Below are 23,462 nucleotides of genomic sequence, written 5' to 3' on the forward strand. Positions count from 1 at the left end.
CGGCAAACGATTCCGGCGGCGATCACGCCGTCTGCCGGAAGAGTGATGTCTGGTTCGGTGACGAGCTGCCCAGCACCCAGGGCGGCCCGCGCGCAGGCGACGAGTTTGCTGATGGGGCAGTCTGTTTCGCATATGGCGACTGCGGCGATGGTCTCGGGGTATAGGTGCCAGTCCTGCGCAGTACCGGGCTGGAGGAATCGAGGGTCGAGATGGCATGGTGTCAGGCCAGTACTCGTTCCCGTCATACCCCGATCCTGACCCACTGCGCATCCACTGCGCAATCCCGCTGCGCACTCGTGCATGTTGCGATGGATCGAGTTTGCGATGATCCTGCTGCTCATCGGCCCCAGTCGCACGAACCTGCAACACGTCAGTGAACCCGACACGCCGAGGATCGGGAAACACGCCGGATGACAACTCCTTCGGCCGCGGACCGGCGAATACACTGGTTTAGCTCTTCCCGGAACCAAGAACGGAAGCACCACTCGAATCCTGTACGGAGATCATGGCGAATCGACGCGAACGGCGTGCCGGTCGGTCCAGCAAACCACCACAGGGGAAGCCTTACAAGCCCCCGTTTGGAGTCGAATACAACGAGTTCGTCGGCGAGCTAGGTCCGGCGAAGGCCGGGACCCACACCGAGCTGCATGTCCGATACGGCGTTCGTGACGAAAAGTACGTCGACTGGTCGATAACTCTGCTGGCGCGCCTCGGCGGCCTTGAGGACTTCAAACGAACCAAGAAGCACTTGGAGCGGCGGAAGTTGCAGCGAATCGACGTATCGAACTCTGCCATCCGCCACCACAAATTCGACCCGCTCAACCCCGGTCGACCGCCGGAAACAACTGTGGCAGTGCCGCTGACGGCAGGAAATTATGAACTTGTCGATCAGCAGTACGGGACCAGACTCAACGAGCTCTATCGGATGTGGGTGGCTCCACGCCTCGGACTGGACGGGTCAGTCGAACCGCATACCTTCGCCACCTTCGGTTTTGTCGAGAAGAACCGTGAGCCCGAGTTTCAAGACGGGATCTACTCATGGGTGCGCAACACTGTCGTCTCGATCGACTCGGATGAGCCTGATGACGTGATCGTGGAACGAGCCGCGAGTTACTTCCCAGGCCGGCCATCCACCACGGCGGTATGGCTGCCGAGCTCAGGGCGCATGAAGTTCATGAAGATTGACCCCGGGCAGCAGCCTGAAGAGGCTGAAGCTGCGCTGAGCAGTGCCGACGACGACAGCGCAGATACGCCGCTGCGAGTCAGTGGCACCCAGACCATGGGAATGCTCGTCGAATACGTCAATCGAGGCGACAGCTGGATAGATGGGCTTTCCTGATCACCGGCCCTCTCAACACTTACACCAGTGACACGTCTGACACGTCGGCCGCCTGGGTGGGGTGAACGCGCGCGCCGTGCAGGGCACCCGTCAGGCAGTTACGTTCGCTTCGATCAGGGACGCCAGCACCTCACACCCGGCGCCCGAGCCCAGCGAAACGTATGGCTCGATCCCATAAGACGTGTGCTGACCACCAGCATCGTTGAGCAAGGGCACACGCGGCAGGTACGCGAACGCCTCCGCCAGCGCGGTCTCGACACGCCGCTTAGCCCGCAGCACATCGAACGGGTTCAGGGGATTCTTTGCGCCCCAACCGTTTTGCCAGTTGTTCTTCAGCAAGCGGCCCACCACCGCGGCTGCCCATCCAATCGGATCGTTGGCCGTCATGAACTCAGTCAGGTCCGCGAGATCACGCAGCAGCGAGTCCGGCGAGGCGTTGGGGATCGGGTCGCGATCGTTGGCGATCCACCAGGCCGGTACTGGGACGTCTCCGCCCTTGCCTGCGATGCCCCATCCGGACTGCTGCGGCTTGCCGTAGGCCGCGCCTGGCGGCATCTGGGGGTCGGCGACGAATCCCGCTGCCACCACGCCGAGAACTTCGGCCACGCGGGGCGTCGCGAGGAATTCGCGTACTACGGTGCAGCCCTGCGAGTATCCGAGCAGCACGATAGGCCCGGTGGTCGCGGCGGCGGTCTGGGCCAGGTTGGCGACGCCTGCGCGCACTGAGTCGCGGAATGAGGCTCCGCCCGAGCCGTTTCCGACGGGCCCGTACTCGGCGGGGTAGCCGACCCAGCGGGAGGTGAACCGATCGGACAGGTTGCGGGTGACGCCGAGCAGCATCCCGGACACTTCGGTGCGAGTGTCGCCAGGACTGGACTCTCCAGTGCCGCCGACAGCGAGCACGGTGATCTGAGACATGCGAATTCTCCAAGGGTGCAGAATGAATGCCGGAGGACCGCGTGAGCGAAGTGAGCATCAACTACGGCCAACTGGTGAATTGCCGACACTGCGACGGGAGCGGCGTGTGCGGCCGGTCGCGGTGGGAGTACGACACCGACAGGTATTCCGGTTCGGCTCCCTACCACTACCAATGCGACGTATGCGGGTCTGGCTTGCACGGGCAGGTCCAGCACAAAAACGCGACGCTCCCGACTTGCAAGGTGTGTCGTGGCGTGGGTGTCGTCCGGGTCTGAGCAGCCGACCTAGACGAGAGATAGATCCGAAACGTCGCCCGCCTGCGTGAGGTAGACGAGCGCGCCGCGCCGGGCTTCCGAGCCGTACATCTCTCGGTAGTAGTTCGAGCCGCCGTCCAGGGTTGAGGACTGGATGCGCGCCCGCTTGTCGGTCGTCTCCAGCTCCCACGTGTGGTAGTGGCCGTGAACGAGAATGTCAGCGGCACCGGGGTTTTGACCGTGGAATGCCTGCGCGGCCCACCAGTCCATCGCCTTGCCGCGCCGCCACTGGTGTCCGTGGGCGATGGTGAAAACGGTGTCACCGGCTGCGACGGTCATGTAGCCGCGTTCCGGGTCCGGAGTGCGAATCTCGATGTGCCCGAACGCAGCCGGGTTCCGGGTCAGACCCTTGCTCACGCTGTTGGCGGCATGGGTGGCCCAGCCGTCGCCCGGCCGGGTCGTCTGGAAGCGTTGCGCCTCATCGTGGTTGCCGTTCACCACGTCGACGAGCAGTTGTTCGGTGTCGTCGGAGAACGCCTCGATCGTGGTGTACAGCAACTGTTCGAACACGGCGATCTGGTCCGTGAGCGTGAGGTCGGTGCGCCACCAGTTCCGCCCGTTCTGGCTCTGGTTTCCCTCGACGCAGTCGCCGGGGAACATCAGATGCACAGGGCCAACGGAATTGAGGCGGCGCAACTGCCGGTACTTCTCGACCGCGCGGTCCAGCGATCCGAGGTACCGGTTGATGATGCCGTCGGTTCCGTCGTTGTCGGACTTACCGATCTGCAAATCGCTGGCCTGGAAGTTGAAGACGGCCGGACCGCCCCCGACGGCAGGCCGGTGGGCTGCCGGGTGGTCGACGATCTGCGCGATCAGCCGCTCGGCGGTGACTGCGCCAGGCTGCTCGGCGACAACGTAGAAGCGATCGGCCTGGAGCCATTCACCCGCGAAGTTCTGCCAACGCGAGATACGCACGGGCCGATCAGGATCGAGCCGCACGCCTTGCCCGGCGAGACCGTGCTTGGCGAGGAGTTCGTCGAACGCGGGCGATTCCCCCGCCAGGTGCGGGTCGCTGTCGATAAATCCGGTACGGCCATCGAACTCGACCTTCGGCTTGTACTGGGATTCGACCGCGGCGGGCTGGGCCGCGAGATCGGCGGCAATTCCCATCCGGCTCAGTCCTTTCGAGGGCAGGGGCAGTCGCCGATGCTGTGCGCGTAGAACATCGCTGAGCTACCGGTGTAGCCGTGACTTCGTGCGACACGCAGCAGTGCGGACTTGGGTCGGCCATCAGCGAGCCAGGCGAGGGCGTCGCCGCGGTCGATGTCGGAGAGGGAGTCGAACCAGCGGCCGGTGATGCACGGCTTCGCCGATGCCACCTCGGCGGTCAGATCGGAAAGGAGGGTCATGTTCGCCTACTTGGGTTCGACGAGTTCGGCGAACGGCCCCTGCGCGGCCAGGTCGAGACCGTTGAGAGCGACTTCGGAACCGGTGGTGTACCACCAGCCTTCGACCTTGTGCCAGACGGTGCCGTAGGGCCTCGACCGGATCACGGTGTCGTCGCGGCGATCGTCGAGCCAGTCGGCGGGAAATGCCGAGTGGGCGGCGATGATGGCCGGGCGGTTATTCGGGCGGATAGCGCACACGGGCAGACGACTCCTGCGGGTTGGTTCTTTTCGGATGAGGCGGCCTGGCGGGACCGCTGTTACGCGATGACGTCCGACGTGGCGGCGACGACGTCTGCTGGGGCGGGCGAGAATTCGCCCGAGGCTCCGTGCAGCACCCATTCGCCGGGACGCAGGGGAAGCCATTGCCCGAGAAGGTGATTCCACACTTCGGCGGTCACATTCTCGTCCTGGTAGACGGCCGGGTATGGCTGCGTGCCGGGGTAGTCGCGGACACAGGGGGTGTTTCCGGAAGCCTTGCGCCCCAGCATCGTCTGGTTGATCTCGTGCACGTTGTCGCCGGTGTACTGGACCGCCTGCACGGTGATCGGCTTCATCTGCAGTGTGACGACGGGCATCAGGCCATCACCTCGACCAGCCGAGCGTCCGCCGGGGCGTCCACGGTGAGGCGCGCCCCAGGCCCCTCGGGAGCTGCGCCGACAGCGACCGGCCAGTTCGGGACCGGGCTCGCGCAGTGGATAGGCCCAAGGGACACGTTCCAGCAGCCGGTGCCACTGTCGTCCCCGACGATGACGCGGAGTTCCCCGGAGGCGGAAAGGATGTGAAACCGCGCGCCGTCGTAAGCGTCGTATGTTTCGCTGAGTCTGTCGAAATCGTCGGCGGTTTCGACGAACGCGAGTTCATCGTCACGGCCATGGAAAGTGAATCGGGGCACGGTGTAGACGTTATGGGCTGTCGAGGAGGTTTGCGGAATTGGAGTCACGGGGTGACGACGCTGCCCATCGGCGCTACGGGCATTGGGCGCCGGACACGACGCCCTCGAACTTCCCGAGATCGCCGATCTGCGCTTTGCCGAGCTGGCCAACGGCAATCGTGCCGTTCGCAAGTCGGCGGTCGGCCTTCTCCGTCCCGCCTGTGGTGCAGTTGATTCCGATCCAATACCCGCCCTCGGGCAGCGTCGGTCGTAAGGTGCGGGCGACCTTGTTGTAAGTGTTCAGCAAGTCGTGCGGGTCGGCGCTGCCGGTGGCGACGCGGATCTCCTTGCCGTGGATCTCGTAGGTGTAGGGCGGCGGTTCGGGGAAGGCGACCGCGGTGGCCGGAGCCGCTTTCGTTGACGAGTCCACTGGCGACTTGTCGTTGCCGGTTGAGCAGCCGACCAGAGCGATAGACGCCGCTGCGGCAACGCTGGAGACGAAAGCGGCATTCCGGACAGATTTCATAGCCCTGTATCCTGCCAGTCATCCCTGACAGCGCCAGAACCCCGCTCTTGGCGGGGTTCGTCACGCAGGCGGTTATTCTTCCCAGCCCACCTCACGGCGGAACGCGTCGCGCCGCTTCTCTTGCAAGTCCTGTAACTTCAGCAATCCCTTGTGGTGCTCGATGAGGGAGTTCGGTCTGTCGCCGATCGTCAACTTGTCGGTGAGGGTACGGATCTGTTGATCCAGGGAGACTCGTTCACGGTGCGCGTCCTCGTCGACGATCCGCGGCTGATCCATGTGGGGGTTCGGGGCGGTCAATTCACTACTCCTTCGGTGACGGTCAAGTCTTCTACCGCGAAGCAGGCGATGCTGCGCGCCTGTCGCGCCAGCGTGTAGGGGTCGGCAGCGGGACGGTGGAGCATGTTGCCGATCCGCTCGAACGCCGGGACGGCATCGGTGGCGGCCTGGCGCAGTGCGCCGTTGTGGCGATGCACGTTGGATATGTGGTTGAGCAAGTCAGCGACTTCGCGTGTGGACAGCGTGAGAGTCGGGTGTCGGTCGCCAGAAAGAATTGCCTCGCCTGCGGTTTCGGCGCATCGGGCCTGCAGGACGTCGACGATGTCGGCCATTCAAACCACTTCCCACACCGCGCCCGAGCGGGCACCTGACAGCTTCGGCGGCTCGGCCATTCGTATGCGACCTTGGCGGCGGGCAGCTTGCAGGACAACAGATACAGTGCTGGTCAACGCATCTGGCATGTCGACGTGGACAGTCGTGAACCGAAACCCCGGCCCTTTCGCGATCAGCTCGTCCACACGTTGCTCGACCGCGAGACGTTCGGGAGTGCGGTGCAAGAACCCGGCTCGCCGTAACGCCTGCTCAAGGCCTTCAGGCGTGTAGCCGAGCCGATTCGCAATGGTCTCGAACGGTAGACCGTCGTCAGCCAGCCAGCAGAAGTCGCCGACGAGGTTGGCTCTCTCGACCTCAGCGGCGATCGTGGCGGCTCTGATGGAGTCCTTGCGGCGGCGGGCGGCAATCTCACAGTGGGACATGTCTTCTTCCACCTCGAACATGGTGGCGGGCATGGGTTTCGGTCCTTTCGGTGCGCTGGCGGGCGCGTGGTGGGAACATCGGTGAACTGGGCGGGCCGGAATCCCCTTCTCCGGCCCGCCCAGGCCATTCGCGTGGTTAGAACGGCGGTTCCTCGGTGGAGCTAGAACCCCACGGGTCGTCTCCGCCGCGCCGCTGGCGGTTGGTACCGCTGCCACCGTTGCCGCGCATGGCTTTGGTGATCTTGGCAGTGGAATACTTTAAGCTCGGCCCGACTTCTTCGACCTCCAGCTCTACGCTGGTGCGCTTCTCGCCCTCACGTGTTTCGAAGCTGCGCTGCTTCACGCGTCCGTACACGATGACCCGAGAACCTTTGGTCAACGAATCGGCGACGTTCTCGGCTGCCTCCCTCCAAAGGTTGCATCGCATGAACAGGGTCTCGCCGTCCTCCCACTCGTTCGACGCCTTGCTGAACGTACGTGGGGTCTGGGCGACAGTGAAGTTCACGACGGCCGCGCCCTGTGTCGCAACTCCCGTGGGTTTCATGGGTTCTCCTCGCTGCTGTTCAGGTGATCTGCCAGGCCAACGCGGGTTCGGAGGCCAGGGATGGAAGTTCGACCATTCGTCGGAAATCCTGAAGCTCCTCTGGTATTCATGACCGGTGCTGTTGGTCGGTGAACCGGAGGGCGGGTGCGGTGAGGCTTGCTGTCGTGCGATCGGCGAATGCTGTTCGGCGAGTGGTCACTCCGCTCGAGCTCGACGACTTCGAGCAGGAACTTGTGGACCAGTTCGCGCTGGCATGCGCGGCCGCCGGATTCACCGACGATCACATAGGGCAGGAACGGTCGGTGATTTTCGAGCTGGTCCGATTCGTCGGCCGTCATGTGTGGACGGCGCAGCCCCAAGACGTGGATCGATTCCTGGAAAACCAACGGCGAGAACGGAATCTGGCTCATAGCACCGTGCATGGCAAGTCCGGGACGGTCGCGCGGTTCTTCGACTTCCTCGTCAGCCGCTATCAGGGCGAGATCCATGAGCTGACCGGTCATGTCGTGGTGCAGCCGGTCGACGAGTTCAACCGGCCGGTCAAGGCCGACTACGGCGGTGCGATCCGAGTTCCCCCGCCCGAGGACGAGGTCGAAGACCTGTTCCGCCGGTGGCGCGAATCCTTGCCGGAGGCAAGGAAGTTCTTGCCCGCCGCGCGTGACTATCTGGCGGCGTCGCTGTGGCGACGGGTCGGTCTGCGGATCAGCGAGTCGGTGAATCTCGACATCCGCGACTGGCGGCCTGATTTGGGAGATCACGGCAAACTGCATGTCCGCTTCGGCAAGGGCAGCATGGGCCGCGGACCCAAGCCGAGGCTGGTGCCGACCATCAACTCCGCCGACCAACTGTTGCAGTGGTGGATGACCGATATCCGTCACCAATTCGGCGATGACTGGATGGACCCGGACGCTCCGCTGCTGCCCAGCGAGCGCCGGGATCGAGACGGCAGCCGGTGCCGCCGCGTCGGTGACGATGCCTTGCGCAGCGGCCTGGCCGGCGCGGTCGGCCGGTGGTTGCCGTCGTGGGAAGGGCGGCTGACTCCCCATGGGCTGCGGCATTTCTGCGCGTCGTCGATGTATTCGCGCGGAATGGATCTCAAGGCCATTCAGGAGTTGCTCGGTCACGAGTGGTTGTCCACCACGACCCGATATATCCACGTTCACGACAACCATGTCGAGTCTGCCTGGGCGAGTGCCAATGATCGTGTCGCCGCCCGTTTGATCACCGGAACGGAGTGAGCGAATGCGCTGGAATTTGCGGATGAAGGCCGCCGAGCAAGGCATCTGGAAGTCGACCGAGCTGCGCCGGCGACTCGCGGACGCCGGACTCGAGATCAGCGCCGGAAAGATGTCGGCATTGTGGACCGGAACTCCGACCACGATCCGGCTCGACGACCTGGATGTCATCTGCGACGTATTGAGCTGTGAGACAAACGATCTGCTGATCCGGGAACCGGAGCAGGTCGCCGCTCGTCGTCCCCGCAAGGCCGCCGACAACACCACCGCAGCAGCAGCGATCACACCTCGGCTGGGACGAAATCGGACGTTGCCGCCTGCATGAGCAAGCCGCGCAACTGCATCGGGTGCCAGGGCCGTCCTGTCGCAACGCCCCAGCGCCAGCACTGCTATCAGTGCATGCCTGGTGGGCCGTTCGTGCCGTTGCCGTGCCGCAAGTGCGGATCGACGCGCGACTACTACTCGTCCGGACTGTGTCAGCGCTGTCACCGATTCGCGCCGCAGGTGATCGACAGCTGCCTGGACTGCCTCGGCTGGGGCGTCACCCGGCATTCGAGTTGGTTGTGCGAGGGTTGCCGGGGCTGGCGCCGGCGATTTCCGACGCTCGCGCCGTGTCCCTCGTGTCAGCGGGTCATCGCCCTGAACGCCGAAGGAATCTGCCGACTGTGCTGGCGGCAGATCGCGCGCAAGCGTCCGCATGGTGGCGGACCAACTGTGTTGGAGGCCAACCAATTCGGTCAACAGCTGTTCCTGGTCGACCTGTTCCGGCGGAGGCTTCCAGAGGCTCGGCAGAGCGTCTCGTCGCGATCGAGTCATCGCGGTTATCCGGTCGCGCAACAGCAACTGGTCTTCTTCGAGCTGCCGCGTGATCTCGTTCGCGGGCGTGATCATGGCTTCCCCGATCCGCCGGATCCGCAGCTGGCGCAACTGCTGGACGAGGTCGCCATCGACCATGCGCGTCAACATGGCTGGAGCAAGACCCGGCTGGTCGATGCGCGCAAGGGCGTCCGTATTCTGCTGGCGCTGCAAGACACCGCCGGTGCCGCTATCAAGGCCAGTGAGGTTGCCGCTCTCGAACAGATTTCCCTTGCGCTGCAGCCAGTTCGAGAGATCCTCGCTTCGGCGGACATGTTCGACGATGATCGCGAACCCAGCATCGTCGCCTGGTTCGAACGTCAGATCGCGGACTTGCCCGAACCCATGCGCGAGGAGTTGCGCGTCTGGTTCGAGGTCTCGCGGCTTGGCAGCACGACGCCCCCGCGGTTCCGGCCGCGAGCAGAAGGGACCGTGCGTGTGCGTGCCCATCAGGTGATGCCCATCGTGCATGAGTGGGCGGAGGCCGGGCATCAATCGCTGCGCGAGATCACCCGCGACCATATTCGAAAGGCGTTGCCCAAACAGGGCAGCGCCCGATCGCTGGTCGGTCAATCGCTGCGGTCGCTGTTCCGGGTGCTCAAGGCGCGGCGCATCGTGTTCATCAACCCGACCACGCATTTTCGAACCGGAAGGCCTGAAGCCCGTGTCCCCCTGCTGATTCCGGTCGTTCAGTTGCGGGAATCCCTCCTGTCGGACACCCCTGCCCGTGCCGCTGTCGCCGGGCTGGTCGGTTTCCATGCGCTGCGCAACCAGCAATTGCGCTCGTTGCTGCTCACCGACGTCCAGGACGGATATCTGCGGCTGCCCGACCGGACCGTCCTGCTCGCTCCGCCGGTGCGTGAGCGATTGGCGGTCTGGCTGGACTATCGCGCTGCCCGCTGGCCCGACACCGCCAACCCGCATCTGCTCATCAACATGAAGTCCGGCGTTCGGACCGGACCCGTGAGCCATGCTTGGATCAATTCGACCCTGGGAATCAGCAGCCAGGCCGTCCGCGAGGACCGCATCCTGCATGAAGCCCTCGCGACCGGCGGCGACGTCCGCCGCCTGTGCGATCTGTTCGGGCTCAGCGTCAAAGCCGCCGAACGATATACCGACACCCTCGACCATCCCGGCCTCGGCCAGGACGCCGCCGGCCCGGAATGAGGCCGTTTCCGGCCCGCTGAACGCGGGCCGGAGCAGCATCGCCGCCGACTCAGAACGGCGGCTCATCGTCCCCACCGAACCCCGCCGCGGCCAGCGCGGGCGCAGCGGCAGGAGCCGAACCCCACGGATCATCGGCGACCACGCTCGGCTTCGAGTTGCTTTGTGCACCAGTACGAGTGGTCCTATTGACCTTCGCGGTCGCGTATTTCAACGACGGACCGACTTCGGTGACTTCCAGCTCCACCACCGTCCGCTTCTCGCCCTCCTTGGTCTCATACGAGCGCTGTTTGAGTGCGCCGGTGACGATGACACGCGAGCCACGACTGAGGCTTTCGGCGACGTTCTCGGCGGCTTCGCGCCAGATGTTGCAGCGAAGAAATAGGGCCTCGCCGTCTTTCCACTCGTTGGACTGGCGGTCGAACACTCGCGGTGTCGATGCCACCGTGAAGTTGGCAACCGCAGCGCCCGCAGGAGTGAATCTCAACTCTGGCGCAGCGACCAGGTTCCCTATAACGGTTATGACCGATTCACCGGACATGTTGCGCTCCTTCGCATTTACGTTCGTTGATCGTGTGGATCGCTCCCAGAAGGTTCGGGGAAGCGTGAGAATGAGTGACCGGGTCCGTGGGTTGCGAACCCAAGGATGAGATACCCTGCAGATACGCGGCGTGCCCTTCAGTTCCGGGCATGTGCCACTTCGGAATTCACGAACCCACGGGAAACCGGCGTGTAACGGAGCTCCGGGTCGGCGGTCAGATTGCCAATGATGGTGGTCACAGGATCGTTGGACATAAATCGGTTCCTTTCGGGTTGGTGGAGAATGGGATTCAGAGGCTCGAGCGCATGGCTACTTCCTTCCTCGTGAATGGGCGTGGTCTTCGGTGTGGGCCGCGCGGCACGCGCGGCACCGGCAACCCCAGTTCTGATAGGTGCTGGCCGACCCGTGGGGGAGCCGATTGCCGCGATTGTCGTGGGCCGCGTATGGACGGCCGTTCCGGATGCGGCGCTGAGCAAATCGCCGTGCTCGGACCTGAGCTATGTAGAGCCGCAATGCTTCTCGACATTCGGAGCATCGGCACCCGCCGGTCGTGTAGCTGGACAGCCTGCCGTGCTGGGGATCAACAACCGAGATGAGACCGGCGGTCACTCGCTGGCCTCCGTCGCGGGTGGGAAGTCGCGGCCGCCGAGGCGTTCCGCGTCCATGCTGGTGGGACGCATCGGTTCGGTGATCTGGCCTTCGAACTCTTGGCGGACGACCGTGCAGTACGCGCGGGTGATACCGAATCGGATCTTGAAGCAGTCGACGCGCAGCGTGCGGACGTTGCTCTCGCGGCAGTCGCGGAAGAGGTCGCCGCCGCGCACGATCATGCCTTTGCTGGTCGTGTATTCGGTCAGGGCGGTCACAGGTCGAACTCCATGTCTCGTGCGATGTCGGTGAAGTGGTCGCGGGCGTCGTCGGTGATGGCGTCGCTGTCATCGATGCAGTCGGGGCATCGGCACTGGGCCGGGTCGTTGTCGACGTAGCTGCACCATTCGCAGTGGCAGAGGTGGGTGCTGTGGGCGTACGGGTCCACGTCGCCGGTCGGGTATTGGCCGAATTCGACTGTGCCGCCGTCGTATTCGCTGGGTAGCGCGGTGACCGAGATCCTGGTGCTGAGGACGCTCATTCGGTGGTCGCCACCTGTTCGTCGGCGTGCTTGACGGCTCGGATCTCGTGGTAGGGAACCGTGCCGGTGCAGCCGGGGATGTAGAGGCTGTCCACGGTCACCGACTTCGCATTGACGCGGACGACCTCGTGCCAGCGACCGCGGTAGTTGATCGCGTCGCCCTTATTGATGTCGTTTCGGCTGTAACCGGTCGCCTGTCCGCTGGCGATCTGCTCGGCGCGGATGCCCTTCCAGTACTCGATCTCTCCGGCACGCTGGGTCATGCGCGCCTGCACACGATCCCGGTACTCACCGCTGGCCGGTGGTTCAACGTAGATGTACGGCGCGCGTCCACGTTTGCCTCCGTCCAGGATCCTCTGGTCGGCGCGCTGCTCGGCCTCCAGCGTTGCGATGCGGTTCGCGACGGTGACGGGCGCATATCGGAGTTCGGTTGTCCGGGAAGCTGATTCAGCGCGACCTTGCGCCCGGGCCGCAGCTTTGTCCGCCTCTACCGACCGGCCGAGTGCGTCCCAGGCACGCTCGATGGATCTGCGGTGTCGGTGCTCGGAATGGTGGCCGATCTTGATGGGCTCACCCATTGGCGGCACCCGGTCGGCAGCCCGCTGATGCGCGGTGTCGGCAGCTGCGGCCTTGCTGGCGCGCCGGTCGGCTTTCGCTTCCAACGCCGCGACTCTGTCTTGTTGCTGCTCGGCGCGTGCGGTTTCGGCTTCAAAGGCGGGGCGTGCGGCTCGGTCGATCCGTAGCTCGACCGTGTATCCCGCGTCGCGGAGAGCTTTTGCGGCGACCTGGATGTAGTAGTCCTTCGGTTGCCGGTCGCGGGATGCGTGGATGATCCACTGCTGGAGACTGCGCGCCCATTTCCAGTGACCGACAAGGTTTTTCACCTCGGTCATGACTTCGTATGTGCCGTCGCCGCGCTGGGTGCCTGCGAGGAGGGTTCCTTCCGCTGCGGTGTGCGTGATGGCGAGTGTGCTCATGCCTCACCCCGCAGGGTCCGGAGCTCTCGTTCGGCCGCTTCGATCGAAACGGCGTTCTCGGTGAGGCCGCTCTCACGCCCGGTGTGGAGGCGTTCGATCCGGGTCGCGATGTGGCGAATCTTGGCGTTGTGCAACGCCGCTGGGGTGCCGAGCTGGAGGTACGCCAGATCGGCGAGTGCCCGCAGCCGGGTTGTTGCTGCGAAGGTGACTCCGCCGGAAAGTCGATCGGCGCGGCAGACTGCCCAGTCGATCTCGTCCCCGGGGCGATAGGTGCAATGGGGGCCCGGTTCGATCACCAAAGAGATGGAGCCGCTATATCCGACCCCGTTGATCGTGAGCGGGTCAGCTCTGCGTCCGTCGAACAACATCGGACCGAGCTGGATGTTCAGTCTCCAGCTGTCGCGGCCAGTGTGATTCCCCTCCGACCAGGCGATTCGCGTGGTGAACAGGCCGGCGGCGGGGCCTTCGGCTCGGTAGACGGTCCGTCCGCGCTCGCTGAGTTCGGTTGTTGGCGTGATGATTTGGCCCGGTGCGGGCATGGCTGGTTCCTTTTCGGATGCCCGGTGTGGCGGCCGGGTGGGGTGTTGAGCTGACCGTGGCGGCGGTCAGCGGTTGGTGATGACGACGGTGTGTTCGCCGGTGTTACCGCAGTGGCGGCAGCCGTTTCCGTTGCAGGGCTGGCAGATTGCCCAATGGGTGACGTACATGGTCATTCGGAGTCGGCGGCGACGGCTTCGGCGTCGTACTCCGCGTTGATCGTGTGCGCCTGGTCCTCGTCGAGGTAATCGCGAAGGGCCTCGCGGGCCTGATGGGCCATACCGAGCAGCCGCGCGTCATCAGCGGTGGCCTCGGAGCTCACCCGATCCTTGAGTCGGTGGAATTGCCCGGCCTTGTCGGTCGCCGCGACCGGCCAGGCGCCTTCCAGCCATCCCGCTATGCGCTCGGAGGGCACGAGCAGGATGTCGCCGTCTTTGATGTCGTGACGCCACTGGCTGTGGTCGTATGCCTGGCCGGTGGACGCGAATATGTGAATGGTCATGACGTGGTTCCTTTTCGGATCCCGGTGGCGGCCGGGGTGTTTGGTGTCGTGGGCATCGGCCCAACGGAATTGAAACTATCCTGCGCCTATGCGCAGTGTCAAATCATTGCGCAAGTACTGCGCGCGTACTGCGCGTGCTGATGTATGCGTCAATTAAGACCGGCCAGGATGAAGAGCCAAGGTTTGCAGAGCTGCAGCCACTTATCGGACGTTCATCGAATGCAGTCTTGGCGTACTGATTGGCAGGGGTGGAGTGGATATCGCTCGCCCGTCAATCGGGCGAGCCGACTGTCGTTGAGTGGTCGATATCGCGCGTCTGCGCTCGCCCGAGCTCTGTGGTCTTGTCGAGCAAGAGCCCATGGGCGATCAAGTCGGCCGCTGCCTTGAGTAGCCGACGAAGCTCAGCCTCGTTCTGGCGCAAAGGGTCCGGCCGCCAGTGCAGGCTGATAATCCCGTTCCACGCCGCGAGGAGAACCATCGCGACCGCCTCGGGGTCGACCGCGCGCGCGATACCGGTGTCGATACCGCGGTGGATCGCTTCAGCCAGACGCCTGTTCTGCTGTTCGATCTGTGCGGCCATCCGGTCGGTCAATTCGCGCCCGGCGGGGTACTGGCCCGGGTCGACCGGGAACGCGAGCATCCGAAAGTACTCCGGATGCCTCAGATAGAACTGCAGATACTGCTCGGCGACCGCATACACCTGCTCAACCGGGTTGAGGTCGGCGGTGAACGCGGGGTCGAGGAAATGCCGGTCGGTGTCGAGGACGCGCTCGACGATCGCCGCATACAAGCCGGCCTTGGATCCGAAGTGGTTGTAGATCGAGCCGACCGCGACCCCAGCACGGTCGGCGATCTCCTCCACCGTCACTTCCGCGACCGGTCGCCGGCTGAAGATCTCTTCGGCCGCGTGCAGCAACGCCTCGATGGTGCGTTGTTTGCGAGGATCCACCAACGTCCCTGTTCTTGTAGTCATTGCAAGAAGTGAACCGTGACGTAGCCTACCCACACGAGGTTCTTGTAATCATTGCAAGAACTCTGGGGGGGAATCTTCAGCATGACCACCAGCACGACACCACTGCGCCCGTTCCAGCGCATGGCCTTCGATGCCCTACCAGAACGCCCCGTTCGGCCGCATCCGTACTTCGACTCGGAAGCCCATGAGGTGCATATGGATTCGGCCACCCTGGGGCGCCTGCGGATCCATTATCGCGAATACGGTTCCGGCACACCGCTGTTGCTGGTTCACGGGCTGATGACCAGTAGCTATTCCTGGCGCTATCTGCTCAACGGGCTCGGGCAGCGCTATCGCCTGATCGTCCCCGACCTGCCCGGAGCCGGAGCCAGCAGTGCTCCGCCTCGCCGGTTGACTGCGGCAGCCCTGTCGGCGTGGATCGGCGAATTCCAAACCCTGCTCGGATTGCACGGCTGCCCGGTCGTCGGCAACTCCCTCGGCGGCTATCTCGCCATGCGTCACGCCCTGACCGATCCCGCAGCATTCGGTGCGGTGATCAACATCCATTCACCCGCAATCCCGCTCCCACGACTACATCTGCTGCATGCCGCGCTGTCGCTGCCTGGCGCGAACAGCCTGCTGCAGTGGTGGATTCGACGCGACACCGCTCGCTGGGCTCACCGCACGGTCCACTACTACGACGAAACGCTGAAGTCCCTTGAGGAAGCGCGCCAGTACGGCGACGCACTGGCAACCGCCGACGGCGCCGCCACATTCATCGACTACCTACACGGGGTCATGGCCCCGGCTAGTTTCGCCGGATTCAGTGCCGAACTACGCCGACGCCACAACGACGGCAAGCCCTTCCCTGCTCCCTTGCTGCTGATCTATTCGCGGCAGGACCCGCTCGTACCACCAGCGGTCGGCGCACGCCTGTCGGCGCTTCTGCCTCAGGCGGAGTTCCACTGGCTGGACCGATCCTCGCACTTCGCCCATGCCGACACCCCCACGGCCGTCATCGAGCTCGCCCTGCCCTTCCTCCGTAACCACCGATAACCGACCGCATCACGCCAACCCGCACGGATATTCATTGATGCCGGTCGTCGCTGTCTGGTCGTCGCCCTTCGAGCCGCTGATTAACTGACGTCCGCGGATTCTTCCGTTCGTCGGTCCAATCGTTCGACGGTTCGAAGGCGTCGGCACCGAACGCGGGAGGGACTGCCGGGCTCGGCTCACCCAGCAGATCGATCTTGTTACGTTCATGGACGAGCAATTCCGGCTTGCCCTTGTGTTCCTTCTCGTCGTCTTCGCCCTTGCCCTTCGCCCCGTGCGGTGCCATACCAGGCATGCCCGGCATGCCTGCTGACCCGGCAGCTGGAGAACGGGCACCCAGCCCAGCCGGACTGCCGGGATTGCCCGCGGCTGGGACGCCAGGGATGCTCCGACCCGGACCGGCTGAGCCCGGCGTGCCGCGTCCGCCAATCCCACCGCCGGGCCGACCTGAACCGCCCCCAAGCCCGCCGCCGTTGCCGCCGACACTCGAGGGTGTCGTCGCACTCGGACCCACACTCGCAGGAGTGGTAGCCACTCCTGCGGTGCCCGAGCCCTGTGGGTTGTTCCCTGAGGTATTCCCTTGCCCCGTCGGCGAATTCGCGAGCGCGGAAGGATCGGTGTTGGCTGGGCTGGAATCGGTGCTGGCGGGCTTCGTCCGCTGATCATTCTGGCTCTGCGGCCCGTGCTCAGGATCACCGGACGGGGTGTTCGGCTCGGACGAACTCGTTCTTCCACCTGTCCCGCCAGGCCGACCAGTCCCGTTGATTCCTGGAACGTTCGGCCCCGAACCGTCGTTCGGACCGGACGGGGGCAGGTAAACCGGAACCTGTTGCCCCGCAGGCTGATAGGCCGGCACGTAGTAATTGATCATCGCCTGCCGTGCTTCCTGCTCGGCATCAGAGGCAGCGGTGATATGGCCGATGATCGTCGCGGGGTTTTCCGCGCCCGGCACAGCCGGGGATCCTGGAGGGGTCGGCACCGATGGAACCGCGCCCTTCACGACTTCCGCTCCGTAGGCGGCGCTTTCGACTCGAGAGGCCACGCTCTGGGTCACGGCATGCATGTCGGTCAGCTCGTCAGTGAAGCGGCGAGTGGCGGCGAGGATCGCGTCGGCTGTCGCACCTTCCCAGCCCTGGGCAACGGAGTTTCGGAGTTTAGAGGTCAGGCCCATGGTGTTGAACATGCTTGCGTCGCCGATTTTTCGCCACGCCTGCGCTGTATCGTGCATTGAGCCTGGTTTCATGGAGTTGACTGCCTCCACGATCTTCTGATGCGGCATGGAGAGGAACGATTCGACTGCTCCTGCCGGTATGTAGTCCGGGTCGTGTCCGCTCGTTCTGACAGACTTATCCGTGTCGGTGGCAGCTTTCCTCATGTTCGAGGCGCCGGCCTGGGACGCAGCCCAGTCCACCAACTGCGCCGCCAGCGAGGGGTTGTCTGGGGTTGAGTTGCCGTTGCCCATGGTCAGTTGTCCTTGCCGATGTAGGGCTCGAGCGCTGTTGCGGCGTCAACAATGTGGTCGCAGGGCTGGATACCCTTCAGCCCTCCTTTGGTACTCAGCAGGAAGGTGACACCGAAATACCCAGATTTCGTACGAATGTCGACAGAGCAGTCTTCGGAGCTGGACTTATTAGGCGTTAAGATGGCATCTCGACCATTGATGGTGAGATCTTGAGTTCTTCCAGCGTATTTCTGTTTTACCTCTTCCAACGTGACGTTGCTGGAATCGAGCTGCAATCCTTCATCAGCGTTCTCGAAGTCGCATGTCAGGACGATGGTCTCGGAGACCATGTCGTTTCCGCGTTTTCGGGTCGAGGGGTCGAAACCAATTTTCGATATCGCGTCGTCCGGTAGCCATGTGCAGGGATCGAACGTGACCTTCGGTCTCCCGCTGGTCCTTGTGTACTTGTTGTCCTGCGATGGAGGTTGGAGGCTGGAGGCCGTCAGCGTCGGCGTAGCCGGGCTGGTAGCCGCGGGGGATGTCGCCGATTGCGCTGTCGTTGCGTTCGGGGTCGGGTTGTTTGCTGAGGCGCAAGCGGCCAATGTCGACGTTGCAGCAATCAGGGTTATTGAGCGGAGTCCGATTGCATATTTATCCATCGGTCATCACCTTCTGTGCCGCGCGGATCGCCGCCGCGTTGGCTGCTTCCACGTCGTTAGTCAGCCCGGCCGCCTTATAGATCGCGGCCGCCATTTTATAGGCGGACTCCTCGGCTGCCTTGAATGCATCGAATGCCTGGTGGGCTTTGTCCTGGAATCCCTTTTGGAGATACTGGGACGATGTCAGATTCCCGAAGCCTTCCAAACGCTTCAACCGGTCCAGGTCACGCTGACGCCCCACCATCTCCTCGGCGAACCATTCGTAGTGGCCAGCACATTCACGGGCGGCCCCCTCCTCCAGCCGGAACCGTCCTTCGGCAGCCGCCCGCCAGAGGTTTGCGGCTGCTTCGTGTCCTAGAGCCACTACATGCCTCCCGGTCCCCGTATTGTCTGCTTGTTCGCTCTGACGCATTTGATCTTTGAACGGTTCCGTCCGGTATACCCGTTAGGACGTCGGCCGGATGGGTGTGTTGAACTGGTCGCGGGGGAGGCGACAACCGACCGTGCCCCCGATGACCGTCGCCACTTGGCTACCGACCTTGATCGTCGTTCCGTCGTCCGGGTTCACGAATCGCACATCGTGGTTTCCCGGTTGGTCTTGCATGGTGCCCGGTGCCGTCGCGCCGACGGTTGCGGCGATCGGGCGGATACGGTCGATGAATTGCGGCCAGACGTTGTCTGGGATCGGCTGATTGGGCGTCGAGACGTACAGCCGGAGGTTCAGCATTCGACCGTTCGTCTGGTCGTACGGGGGTGAGCAGTCGAGCCGCATCTTGTCGCGCTGCCATTCCCATCGCAGTCCCGGCACGAGTTCGGTTGCGGCGGCCCCGATCTGCTCGACGACTCCCTGAAGTTGGGCGTCGGAATCCTCCAGGCTGGGTCGCTGAAGAAGACGCTGGGCTGCCGCTGCCGTGTCCTGCGAGCTGGTTGGTTTGTGCTGATCGTCCATGGAACAGCTCCCTATCAGTGATGCCGTAGTCACCGTGATCGCGACGATCGCAATGACTCGAACTGTCGCGCTGACGAATTCCGCTCGGAACGTCATCATGATCCCGGGCTCGTCGCGTTACCAGGCAGCCCGGCAACGACAGCGGCGAGGTTGTAGCCGGAGCGGTGCAGATTCCCGGTGCCGCCGTCGACGCGCGGATACTCCGCGTGCCCGGAGGCGCCGGAGTAGTAGCGGCCGTCGACGGTGATCGGGTCAGTGTTGAGATGGGTGACCCAGTCCATTTTGCCGGGGCTGCGGCCGAAGCGGTCCGCGTGTGCGACGGGATCGCCCTTCTCGGTCATCTCGTACACGTGGTGGTTTTGCAGCCCGAGGTCTCCGGTGTTGTGGACGGTGTCGTTGAGACCGGTCTCGGTCAGCAGCGCGCCCGGCGGGTTCACCAGAGCGCCCAGCCCGCTCGCACCGACGGCCGGGATATGCCCGCCCAATCCCGGCGAACCGTAGAAGACCACGTCGTCGACGCCGCCTTCCTTCTGCTGCAAGGCAAGACTCGTGGTCAGCGAGCCGTAGGAGTGTCCGAGCGCGGTGATATGTGGATCGTTGCGGGCATTGGCCGCATCGAGGCCCTTGTAGAAGTCCGCCAAGGGTTTCGCGCCTTCCTGGGCGCGTCCTTCCCACATGACATTTGCCGTATCCGGTTGTGGATTGTCGAGCCCGCCCTGCGGTGGGTCGTATCCGAACCATGCGATCGTCGACACGGTTTCGCCGTTGCGTCCGGCCTTGGTGAGCTGCCATTCCGACTCGGCCTTCAAACTGTCCGCTTCGCCGACCATGCCCGGCAGTGAACGACTGAGGTTCGATCCGAGTCCTGGGGTTGCGACCGACACATGGTCGGCGTGGTCGGGATCGCCGACGGCGACCGCGGCCCGCCCCTGCCGCCCGGATTCCATGTCGAGGAACATCAGCTTGCGTGGAGCTTTGCCGTCTTCCGGTTTGATCGCGGTCTCGACAGCCTTCAGATCATCCAGGCGCTTTTTGGCGTCCACGATTCTGCGGGCGGCATCGCCATTGGTCGGGTCCTTCGCCAAATCGGCGTTCGCGGTGGCAAGGTCCTGTTCCCAGCGTGCCCGCTCGAGCGGGATCCGGTTCCGGTTGGCCTGGTCTTTCGCGTCGGAGGGTAGGCCGTTGAGGTTGCCGACGTCGGCGGGGTGGGTGCTGATCTCTTCCTGCTGCTGTTGCGGTGTGAGAGAGTCCCACCAACGGCGATTCTGTTGCGGTGTACCGTTTTTCGGCGGTGCCGGTATCTCTGATTTCGGGGTGGAGGCGTTGCCGAAAGTGTCCGGAGCGGGCATATCGGCGAAAGCTTTCCCGATCTCGGTGACCGCGGTGGCGTCGGTGGTGGCCGCGAGGTCGAGGACCTTCTTCATGAACGTCGTCTCGGTGTTGCAGTCCAGCTGAAGCGCCGCCATCGCGGTGTTGTACTTGTTCTCGTCACCACCGACCGAGGAGTAGAGGGCCTGTTTGGTCTGTTCCTTGATCTGGCAGGTGCCGTCGTCCTCGACGCGGAGCCCCTTACCTTCCGCAGTCTGTTTCCGGCCCTGGACCAGGCTTTTGGCGGTGGTGAAGTTCAGACTGGCGATCTTGGCGGTATCGCGGCCTTTCTCCAACGCCTCCAACACTTTTCGCGACTTGTCATACACCTGCGTGAATCTCTCACGCATAGCGTCGCCGGCCCCGCCCTTGAACGTGTCGTGCGAGCCGTCCACCGCACGGTTCTGGGTGTCCATCTTCGTCCGCAGCTCGCCCGCCTGCCGATCCCACTCGTTCGCCTGCTCGGTTAGCGACCCCGGATTCCAGCTCAGCACCTGCGACACCGTCAGATGGTCGCTCACCGGCCACCCCCACCTGACCCAGTGATGCCCCCGGCGTTCGCCGTGTCCTGATCATGGAAGCTGGACACCGCACCGACGATCACGCCACCCAGCTCCAGCAATGCGGTCCCGACCGTACTCATCGCCTTATCGGCGGTCCTGGTCGCGACGTGATACGCATCCGGTGTCTTGGCGCCCGTCAGACCGTTGTCGAGGCTGCCGACAACCGCACCGCCCTTACCGAGAACCTGAAGCTCCTGCCCCGCCGTGCCGAGCCCGTCAGCCAGTGCTCGACACGCCGGTTTGTCGACGAACAGAACGTCACCCGGCCCTGATCCCACGCTCGCCCCCTGCTTCGGCTCGGCCGCCCAGCAGCCGACTGGTTCGTGATCTCGGGTCACTATATGCTGCGAACAGGGTAAATCAGGCAAGGGGAGGGCAGGCGATGAACGACATTGATCCGCTCACGGGTCACATCGAAAACCTGCAAGACTCCCTCACACAAGGCGCTACAGCATCGATGGCCGGTGGCATCGCCTCGGTCGACGTCGGCCCGGACGGCAGCCTCCGCGCGATCCGCCTGACCGACTCCGGACGCCGACTCGACCCGGACACGCTAGTGGAAGCCATCGTGCGCCTACACGCCACCGCTCTTGCAGAGGCCCGCAAGTCCGTCGCCGATGCCGTAACCCGCCTCGAGAACGACCCCCGACTGCTGACCCAGCGCGAACACTTGATCGACACGCTCCACCAACCGCCGCCGGGGCAATCCGCAGCGGCTCCTTCGTTCCCCTGGCCCCAACAGGCCCCCGCGTCGCGACGCGAGGCGATGCCTGACGAGGAAGAAGAGCTGGACTCCTATTACCAGCGTAAGAGCTGGCTGGAGTACTGACGCAAGGAGAGCCCCCGTTCCGTTTCACTGAATGTGGGCGGAAGCTGTTGCTCTTGGTCGCACACTCTCTTCGAGGACGATTGGAAGGCTATGTCGGCAGCCGTCCGAATCACTGCACCCGTGGCATCGCCGAACTTGCTCGAAAACGCTCCCAGAAGTGGCAACGATTGGCCGAATCTACTCGACCAACGGTCATGAAACCTTCTTGAACTGCAGGACCGATCGCGCGCAGGACCGGCTGTACAGTGTGACGGAGAGTTGTGCGCCTCCTTCAGTGTCGGAGGATGCGCTTTCCCTGCGCGCACCTTCCCACTCCGGCCAACCCCGTCCTCTCTTCCTGCCAGTTGCTTTGCGGCACAATCGGACCGCGCATAGCGCATCACCGGGCCCGCCCGTACCGCGACCTCGCCCGGTCCGTGCCACCAGCGAGATGATCGTGAAGGTCCGGTTGCTGGTGGCCCGTCGTGGGGGCCCGGTTTCCAACCGGACTTTGCCGGTGAGCAGGCGAACCGAATTACGCGAAATGCGGGTAAAGCGCTTGGCTCCGTGAAGATCTCGTCGCAGCACCTCGGGCGAACCACATGACGTAGTTCGGGGTAGGTTGGCGGCGTGATCTCCGTCTCGCTATCGGCATTGGACCTGGTGCCCCTGCAGAAGGGCACCGCGGCGCGGGACGCGCTGGAGGCCAGCGTTGCCGTGGCCAGCCACATCGAACAACTCGGCTTCCGCCGCTTGTGGTTCGCCGAGCATCACAGCAGGACGGCGGACGCCAGCTGCTCCCCGCCGGTCATCATCGGGCAGATCGCCGCTCAGACATCGACCCTGCGAGTCGGGTCGGGCGGTGTGATGGTGCCCAACCATGTCCCGCTCGCTGTCGCCGAGCAGTTCGCCACCCTGGACTCGTTCCATCCAGGACGGATCGACCTCGGTCTGGGCCGCGGCCAAGGCACCATCGATGAGGACATCGCGCGGGCTCTGCGCCGCGGCGGCGAGCCGATCACCGACGAGGAATACCAGCAGGATGTCCGCACCGTGCTGAACCTGTTCGATCCGGACACAGGCACCTCCCCGCTGCCCAACTATCGCGCCGCGCTGCAACCGTGGCTGCTGTCCTCCAGCGCCGCCGGCGGCCAGCTGGCGGGCGAACTTGGGCTCCCCATCGCGATCGCCCACCACATCCGCCCCCATAACACCGAGGCCGCGCTGGCCGCCTACCGCAAGTCCTTCCGTCCCTCGCGCTGGCTTTCCGAACCGTATGTGCTGCTGTGCGTGCTGACCGTCTGCGCCGACACCGACGATCGGGCCCACTATTTGGCCGGGCCGAACGAAGTCGTGAGAGCCCACCTGGCAGAAAGAAAGTCGTTCGATCTCCTCGCTCCCGAGCAGGCCGCCGCCTACGACTACACCGCTACCCAACAACAGACCGTGCGCCAGCTGCGAGAAACCCAGGCACAGGGATCCCTGGACACAGTCACCCGGCAACTGACCGACCTCCTCACCGCCACCAGCGCGGATGAGTTGATGCTGCACACGCCTATCTACGATCTGGCCGATCGGCTGCGCTCCTACGAACTCGTCGCCTCGCACCTCGCGCCGGTCCGGTCAGTCGAGCAGGACAACAGCTCTCGTGAGGTAGTCGATCAATAATCCCAGGGCACTTCGCTATTCGGCTAAGCCATCGAGCCGGTACCGCGCCGCAACGCACTCTTGCCGTTGTGACGCAACGCTGCACGCCACTCACAAGCTCTGCGGCGGTGGGAACGCTGGGTAAAGTGAT

General features: G+C 64.1%; 32 protein-coding genes. 7 read left to right on the forward strand and 25 right to left on the reverse strand.

What is annotated here, in order from left to right:
- On the reverse strand, nt 1-245 hold a 245-nt coding region (locus ACIA76_RS38920; protein WP_397159756.1), incomplete at its 3' end, for a hypothetical protein.
- A 260-nt stretch (nt 246-505) separates the two neighbouring features.
- On the opposite strand from ACIA76_RS38920, the gene ACIA76_RS38925 reads away from it, so the two are divergent.
- Nucleotides 506-1,339, forward strand: coding sequence for a hypothetical protein (locus tag ACIA76_RS38925; protein ID WP_397159758.1), 834 nt, complete (start codon nt 506-508; stop codon nt 1,337-1,339).
- Between the two features lie 90 nt (nt 1,340-1,429).
- On the opposite strand, the gene ACIA76_RS38930 is transcribed toward ACIA76_RS38925, so the two are convergent.
- The 11 genes from ACIA76_RS38930 to ssb all read right to left on the reverse strand — a co-directional run bounded on the left by ACIA76_RS38930 (nt 1,430) and on the right by ssb (nt 6,931).
- A complete protein-coding gene (locus tag ACIA76_RS38930) occupies nt 1,430-2,257 on the reverse strand; it encodes a PE-PPE domain-containing protein (RefSeq protein ID WP_397159760.1) in 828 nt (275 codons plus the stop codon).
- Nucleotides 2,258-2,541: 284 nt separating this feature from the next.
- On the reverse strand, nt 2,542-3,681 hold the full coding sequence (locus ACIA76_RS38935; protein ID WP_397159762.1) for a hypothetical protein: 1,140 nt from the start codon (nt 3,679-3,681) through the stop codon (nt 2,542-2,544).
- 5 nt (nt 3,682-3,686) lie between these two features.
- The gene (locus ACIA76_RS38940; RefSeq protein ID WP_397159764.1) at nt 3,687-3,920 is read right to left on the reverse strand and encodes a hypothetical protein; all 234 of its coding nucleotides are present in this window, start codon (nt 3,918-3,920) and stop codon (nt 3,687-3,689) included.
- A 6-nt stretch (nt 3,921-3,926) separates the two neighbouring features.
- Nucleotides 3,927-4,157, reverse strand: a complete 231-nt coding sequence (locus ACIA76_RS38945) for a hypothetical protein (protein WP_397159766.1) — start codon at nt 4,155-4,157, stop codon at nt 3,927-3,929.
- Nucleotides 4,158-4,216: 59 nt separating this feature from the next.
- Nucleotides 4,217-4,534 (reverse strand): hypothetical protein, encoded by a 318-nt coding sequence (locus ACIA76_RS38950; RefSeq protein WP_397159767.1) that lies wholly within the window; start codon nt 4,532-4,534, stop codon nt 4,217-4,219.
- Nucleotides 4,534-4,851, reverse strand: a complete 318-nt coding sequence (locus ACIA76_RS38955) for a hypothetical protein (protein WP_397159769.1) — start codon at nt 4,849-4,851, stop codon at nt 4,534-4,536. Before ACIA76_RS38955 ends, ACIA76_RS38950 begins: the two co-directional genes overlap by 1 nt.
- A gap of 73 nt (nt 4,852-4,924) precedes the next feature.
- Entirely contained in the window at nt 4,925-5,356 is a 432-nt protein-coding gene (locus ACIA76_RS38960) for a hypothetical protein (protein ID WP_397159771.1), read from the reverse strand.
- Nucleotides 5,357-5,428: 72 nt separating this feature from the next.
- Nucleotides 5,429-5,653, reverse strand: coding sequence for a hypothetical protein (locus ACIA76_RS38965; protein WP_397159773.1), 225 nt, complete (start codon nt 5,651-5,653; stop codon nt 5,429-5,431).
- Nucleotides 5,650-5,964, reverse strand: a complete 315-nt coding sequence (locus ACIA76_RS38970; protein ID WP_397159775.1) for a hypothetical protein — start codon at nt 5,962-5,964, stop codon at nt 5,650-5,652. The genes ACIA76_RS38965 and ACIA76_RS38970 overlap by 4 nt, the downstream gene beginning before the upstream one ends.
- Complete coding sequence (locus ACIA76_RS38975; RefSeq protein WP_397159777.1) at nt 5,965-6,420, reverse strand: hypothetical protein; 456 nt, start codon at nt 6,418-6,420, stop codon at nt 5,965-5,967.
- A 103-nt stretch (nt 6,421-6,523) separates the two neighbouring features.
- Nucleotides 6,524-6,931, reverse strand: a complete 408-nt coding sequence (gene ssb / locus ACIA76_RS38980) for a single-stranded DNA-binding protein (protein WP_397159779.1) — start codon at nt 6,929-6,931, stop codon at nt 6,524-6,526.
- Nucleotides 6,932-7,122: 191 nt separating this feature from the next.
- Between ssb and ACIA76_RS38985 the strand changes: the two genes are divergently transcribed.
- The 3 genes from ACIA76_RS38985 (at nt 7,123) to ACIA76_RS38995 (ending at nt 10,188) form a co-directional block, all read left to right on the forward strand.
- Nucleotides 7,123-8,169 (forward strand): tyrosine-type recombinase/integrase, encoded by a 1,047-nt coding sequence (locus tag ACIA76_RS38985; protein WP_397159781.1) that lies wholly within the window; start codon nt 7,123-7,125, stop codon nt 8,167-8,169.
- Between the two features lie 4 nt (nt 8,170-8,173).
- Complete coding sequence (locus ACIA76_RS38990) at nt 8,174-8,491, forward strand: helix-turn-helix domain-containing protein (RefSeq protein WP_397159783.1); 318 nt, start codon at nt 8,174-8,176, stop codon at nt 8,489-8,491.
- 74 nt (nt 8,492-8,565) lie between these two features.
- Complete coding sequence (locus tag ACIA76_RS38995) at nt 8,566-10,188, forward strand: hypothetical protein (protein WP_397159785.1); 1,623 nt, start codon at nt 8,566-8,568, stop codon at nt 10,186-10,188.
- A 49-nt stretch (nt 10,189-10,237) separates the two neighbouring features.
- Here the strand turns inward: ACIA76_RS38995 and ACIA76_RS39000 are convergent, their stop codons facing one another.
- The 7 genes from ACIA76_RS39000 to ACIA76_RS39030 all read right to left on the reverse strand — a co-directional run bounded on the left by ACIA76_RS39000 (nt 10,238) and on the right by ACIA76_RS39030 (nt 14,787).
- Complete coding sequence (locus tag ACIA76_RS39000; protein ID WP_397159787.1) at nt 10,238-10,726, reverse strand: single-stranded DNA-binding protein; 489 nt, start codon at nt 10,724-10,726, stop codon at nt 10,238-10,240.
- A 605-nt stretch (nt 10,727-11,331) separates the two neighbouring features.
- On the reverse strand, nt 11,332-11,592 hold the full coding sequence (locus ACIA76_RS39005) for a hypothetical protein (RefSeq protein ID WP_397159789.1): 261 nt from the start codon (nt 11,590-11,592) through the stop codon (nt 11,332-11,334).
- Complete coding sequence (locus ACIA76_RS39010) at nt 11,589-11,855, reverse strand: hypothetical protein (protein ID WP_397159791.1); 267 nt, start codon at nt 11,853-11,855, stop codon at nt 11,589-11,591. The genes ACIA76_RS39005 and ACIA76_RS39010 overlap by 4 nt, the downstream gene beginning before the upstream one ends.
- A complete protein-coding gene (locus tag ACIA76_RS39015; RefSeq protein WP_397159793.1) occupies nt 11,852-12,832 on the reverse strand; it encodes a DUF3560 domain-containing protein in 981 nt (326 codons plus the stop codon). Before ACIA76_RS39015 ends, ACIA76_RS39010 begins: the two co-directional genes overlap by 4 nt.
- Complete coding sequence (locus tag ACIA76_RS39020; RefSeq protein ID WP_397159795.1) at nt 12,829-13,371, reverse strand: hypothetical protein; 543 nt, start codon at nt 13,369-13,371, stop codon at nt 12,829-12,831. Before ACIA76_RS39020 ends, ACIA76_RS39015 begins: the two co-directional genes overlap by 4 nt.
- 170 nt (nt 13,372-13,541) lie before the next feature.
- The gene (locus tag ACIA76_RS39025) at nt 13,542-13,871 is read right to left on the reverse strand and encodes a hypothetical protein (RefSeq protein WP_397159796.1); all 330 of its coding nucleotides are present in this window, start codon (nt 13,869-13,871) and stop codon (nt 13,542-13,544) included.
- 271 nt (nt 13,872-14,142) lie between these two features.
- The gene (locus ACIA76_RS39030; protein ID WP_397159798.1) at nt 14,143-14,787 is read right to left on the reverse strand and encodes a TetR/AcrR family transcriptional regulator; all 645 of its coding nucleotides are present in this window, start codon (nt 14,785-14,787) and stop codon (nt 14,143-14,145) included.
- 138 nt (nt 14,788-14,925) lie between these two features.
- On the opposite strand from ACIA76_RS39030, the gene ACIA76_RS39035 reads away from it, so the two are divergent.
- A complete protein-coding gene (locus ACIA76_RS39035; RefSeq protein ID WP_397159800.1) occupies nt 14,926-15,879 on the forward strand; it encodes an alpha/beta fold hydrolase in 954 nt (317 codons plus the stop codon).
- A gap of 31 nt (nt 15,880-15,910) precedes the next feature.
- Here the strand turns inward: ACIA76_RS39035 and ACIA76_RS39040 are convergent, their stop codons facing one another.
- The 6 genes from ACIA76_RS39040 to ACIA76_RS39065 form a co-directional block, all read right to left on the reverse strand.
- The gene (locus ACIA76_RS39040) at nt 15,911-17,338 is read right to left on the reverse strand and encodes a PPE domain-containing protein (RefSeq protein WP_397159802.1); all 1,428 of its coding nucleotides are present in this window, start codon (nt 17,336-17,338) and stop codon (nt 15,911-15,913) included.
- Nucleotides 17,339-17,340: 2 nt separating this feature from the next.
- On the reverse strand, nt 17,341-17,976 hold the full coding sequence (locus ACIA76_RS39045; RefSeq protein ID WP_397159804.1) for a DUF3558 domain-containing protein: 636 nt from the start codon (nt 17,974-17,976) through the stop codon (nt 17,341-17,343).
- The gene (locus ACIA76_RS39050; protein WP_397159806.1) at nt 17,969-18,340 is read right to left on the reverse strand and encodes a hypothetical protein; all 372 of its coding nucleotides are present in this window, start codon (nt 18,338-18,340) and stop codon (nt 17,969-17,971) included. The genes ACIA76_RS39045 and ACIA76_RS39050 overlap by 8 nt, the downstream gene beginning before the upstream one ends.
- A gap of 81 nt (nt 18,341-18,421) precedes the next feature.
- The gene (locus ACIA76_RS39055; protein WP_397159808.1) at nt 18,422-18,925 is read right to left on the reverse strand and encodes an LppA family lipoprotein; all 504 of its coding nucleotides are present in this window, start codon (nt 18,923-18,925) and stop codon (nt 18,422-18,424) included.
- Nucleotides 18,926-19,020: 95 nt separating this feature from the next.
- Nucleotides 19,021-20,796: an alpha/beta hydrolase gene (locus ACIA76_RS39060; RefSeq protein ID WP_397159810.1), complete on the reverse strand. Its 1,776-nt coding sequence runs from the start codon at nt 20,794-20,796 to the stop codon at nt 19,021-19,023.
- A gap of 14 nt (nt 20,797-20,810) precedes the next feature.
- Nucleotides 20,811-21,134: a hypothetical protein gene (locus tag ACIA76_RS39065; RefSeq protein ID WP_397159812.1), complete on the reverse strand. Its 324-nt coding sequence runs from the start codon at nt 21,132-21,134 to the stop codon at nt 20,811-20,813.
- A 104-nt stretch (nt 21,135-21,238) separates the two neighbouring features.
- Between ACIA76_RS39065 and ACIA76_RS39070 the strand changes: the two genes are divergently transcribed.
- Together ACIA76_RS39070 and ACIA76_RS39075 are read left to right on the forward strand one after the other, a co-directional pair.
- The gene (locus ACIA76_RS39070) at nt 21,239-21,685 is read left to right on the forward strand and encodes a hypothetical protein (protein ID WP_397159814.1); all 447 of its coding nucleotides are present in this window, start codon (nt 21,239-21,241) and stop codon (nt 21,683-21,685) included.
- 609 nt (nt 21,686-22,294) lie between these two features.
- Nucleotides 22,295-23,332 carry an LLM class flavin-dependent oxidoreductase gene (locus tag ACIA76_RS39075; RefSeq protein WP_397159816.1) on the forward strand — a complete coding sequence of 346 codons (1,038 nt, stop codon included), beginning with the start codon at nt 22,295-22,297 and terminating at the stop codon, nt 23,330-23,332.
- The last annotated feature ends 130 nt before the right edge of the window (nt 23,333-23,462 follow it).

Source organism: Nocardia sp. NPDC051570 (genome assembly GCF_044454005.1).
Lineage (GTDB): Bacteria > Actinomycetota > Actinomycetes > Mycobacteriales > Mycobacteriaceae > Nocardia.

Bases quoted from the DNA above. Each gene is read 5' to 3' on its own strand.
- ACIA76_RS38925 (WP_397159758.1), top strand. From the start codon at position 506: ATGGCGAATCGACGCGAACGGCGTGCCGGTCGGTCCAGCAAACCACCA.
- ACIA76_RS38930 (WP_397159760.1), bottom strand. From the start codon at position 2,257: ATGTCTCAGATCACCGTGCTCGCTGTCGGCGGCACTGGAGAGTCCAGT.
- ACIA76_RS38935 (WP_397159762.1), bottom strand. From the start codon at position 3,681: ATGGGAATTGCCGCCGATCTCGCGGCCCAGCCCGCCGCGGTCGAATCC.
- ACIA76_RS38940 (WP_397159764.1), bottom strand. From the start codon at position 3,920: ATGACCCTCCTTTCCGATCTGACCGCCGAGGTGGCATCGGCGAAGCCG.
- ACIA76_RS38950 (WP_397159767.1), bottom strand. From the start codon at position 4,534: ATGCCCGTCGTCACACTGCAGATGAAGCCGATCACCGTGCAGGCGGTC.
- ACIA76_RS38960 (WP_397159771.1), bottom strand. From the start codon at position 5,356: ATGAAATCTGTCCGGAATGCCGCTTTCGTCTCCAGCGTTGCCGCAGCG.
- ACIA76_RS38970 (WP_397159775.1), bottom strand. From the start codon at position 5,964: ATGGCCGACATCGTCGACGTCCTGCAGGCCCGATGCGCCGAAACCGCA.
- ACIA76_RS38975 (WP_397159777.1), bottom strand. From the start codon at position 6,420: ATGCCCGCCACCATGTTCGAGGTGGAAGAAGACATGTCCCACTGTGAG.
- ssb (WP_397159779.1), bottom strand. From the start codon at position 6,931: ATGAAACCCACGGGAGTTGCGACACAGGGCGCGGCCGTCGTGAACTTC.
- ACIA76_RS38990 (WP_397159783.1), top strand. From the start codon at position 8,174: ATGCGCTGGAATTTGCGGATGAAGGCCGCCGAGCAAGGCATCTGGAAG.
- ACIA76_RS38995 (WP_397159785.1), top strand. From the start codon at position 8,566: ATGCCTGGTGGGCCGTTCGTGCCGTTGCCGTGCCGCAAGTGCGGATCG.
- ACIA76_RS39000 (WP_397159787.1), bottom strand. From the start codon at position 10,726: ATGTCCGGTGAATCGGTCATAACCGTTATAGGGAACCTGGTCGCTGCG.
- ACIA76_RS39010 (WP_397159791.1), bottom strand. From the start codon at position 11,855: ATGAGCGTCCTCAGCACCAGGATCTCGGTCACCGCGCTACCCAGCGAA.
- ACIA76_RS39015 (WP_397159793.1), bottom strand. From the start codon at position 12,832: ATGAGCACACTCGCCATCACGCACACCGCAGCGGAAGGAACCCTCCTC.
- ACIA76_RS39020 (WP_397159795.1), bottom strand. From the start codon at position 13,371: ATGCCCGCACCGGGCCAAATCATCACGCCAACAACCGAACTCAGCGAG.
- ACIA76_RS39025 (WP_397159796.1), bottom strand. From the start codon at position 13,871: ATGACCATTCACATATTCGCGTCCACCGGCCAGGCATACGACCACAGC.
- ACIA76_RS39035 (WP_397159800.1), top strand. From the start codon at position 14,926: ATGACCACCAGCACGACACCACTGCGCCCGTTCCAGCGCATGGCCTTC.
- ACIA76_RS39040 (WP_397159802.1), bottom strand. From the start codon at position 17,338: ATGGGCAACGGCAACTCAACCCCAGACAACCCCTCGCTGGCGGCGCAG.
- ACIA76_RS39045 (WP_397159804.1), bottom strand. From the start codon at position 17,976: ATGGATAAATATGCAATCGGACTCCGCTCAATAACCCTGATTGCTGCA.
- ACIA76_RS39055 (WP_397159808.1), bottom strand. From the start codon at position 18,925: ATGGACGATCAGCACAAACCAACCAGCTCGCAGGACACGGCAGCGGCA.
- ACIA76_RS39070 (WP_397159814.1), top strand. From the start codon at position 21,239: ATGAACGACATTGATCCGCTCACGGGTCACATCGAAAACCTGCAAGAC.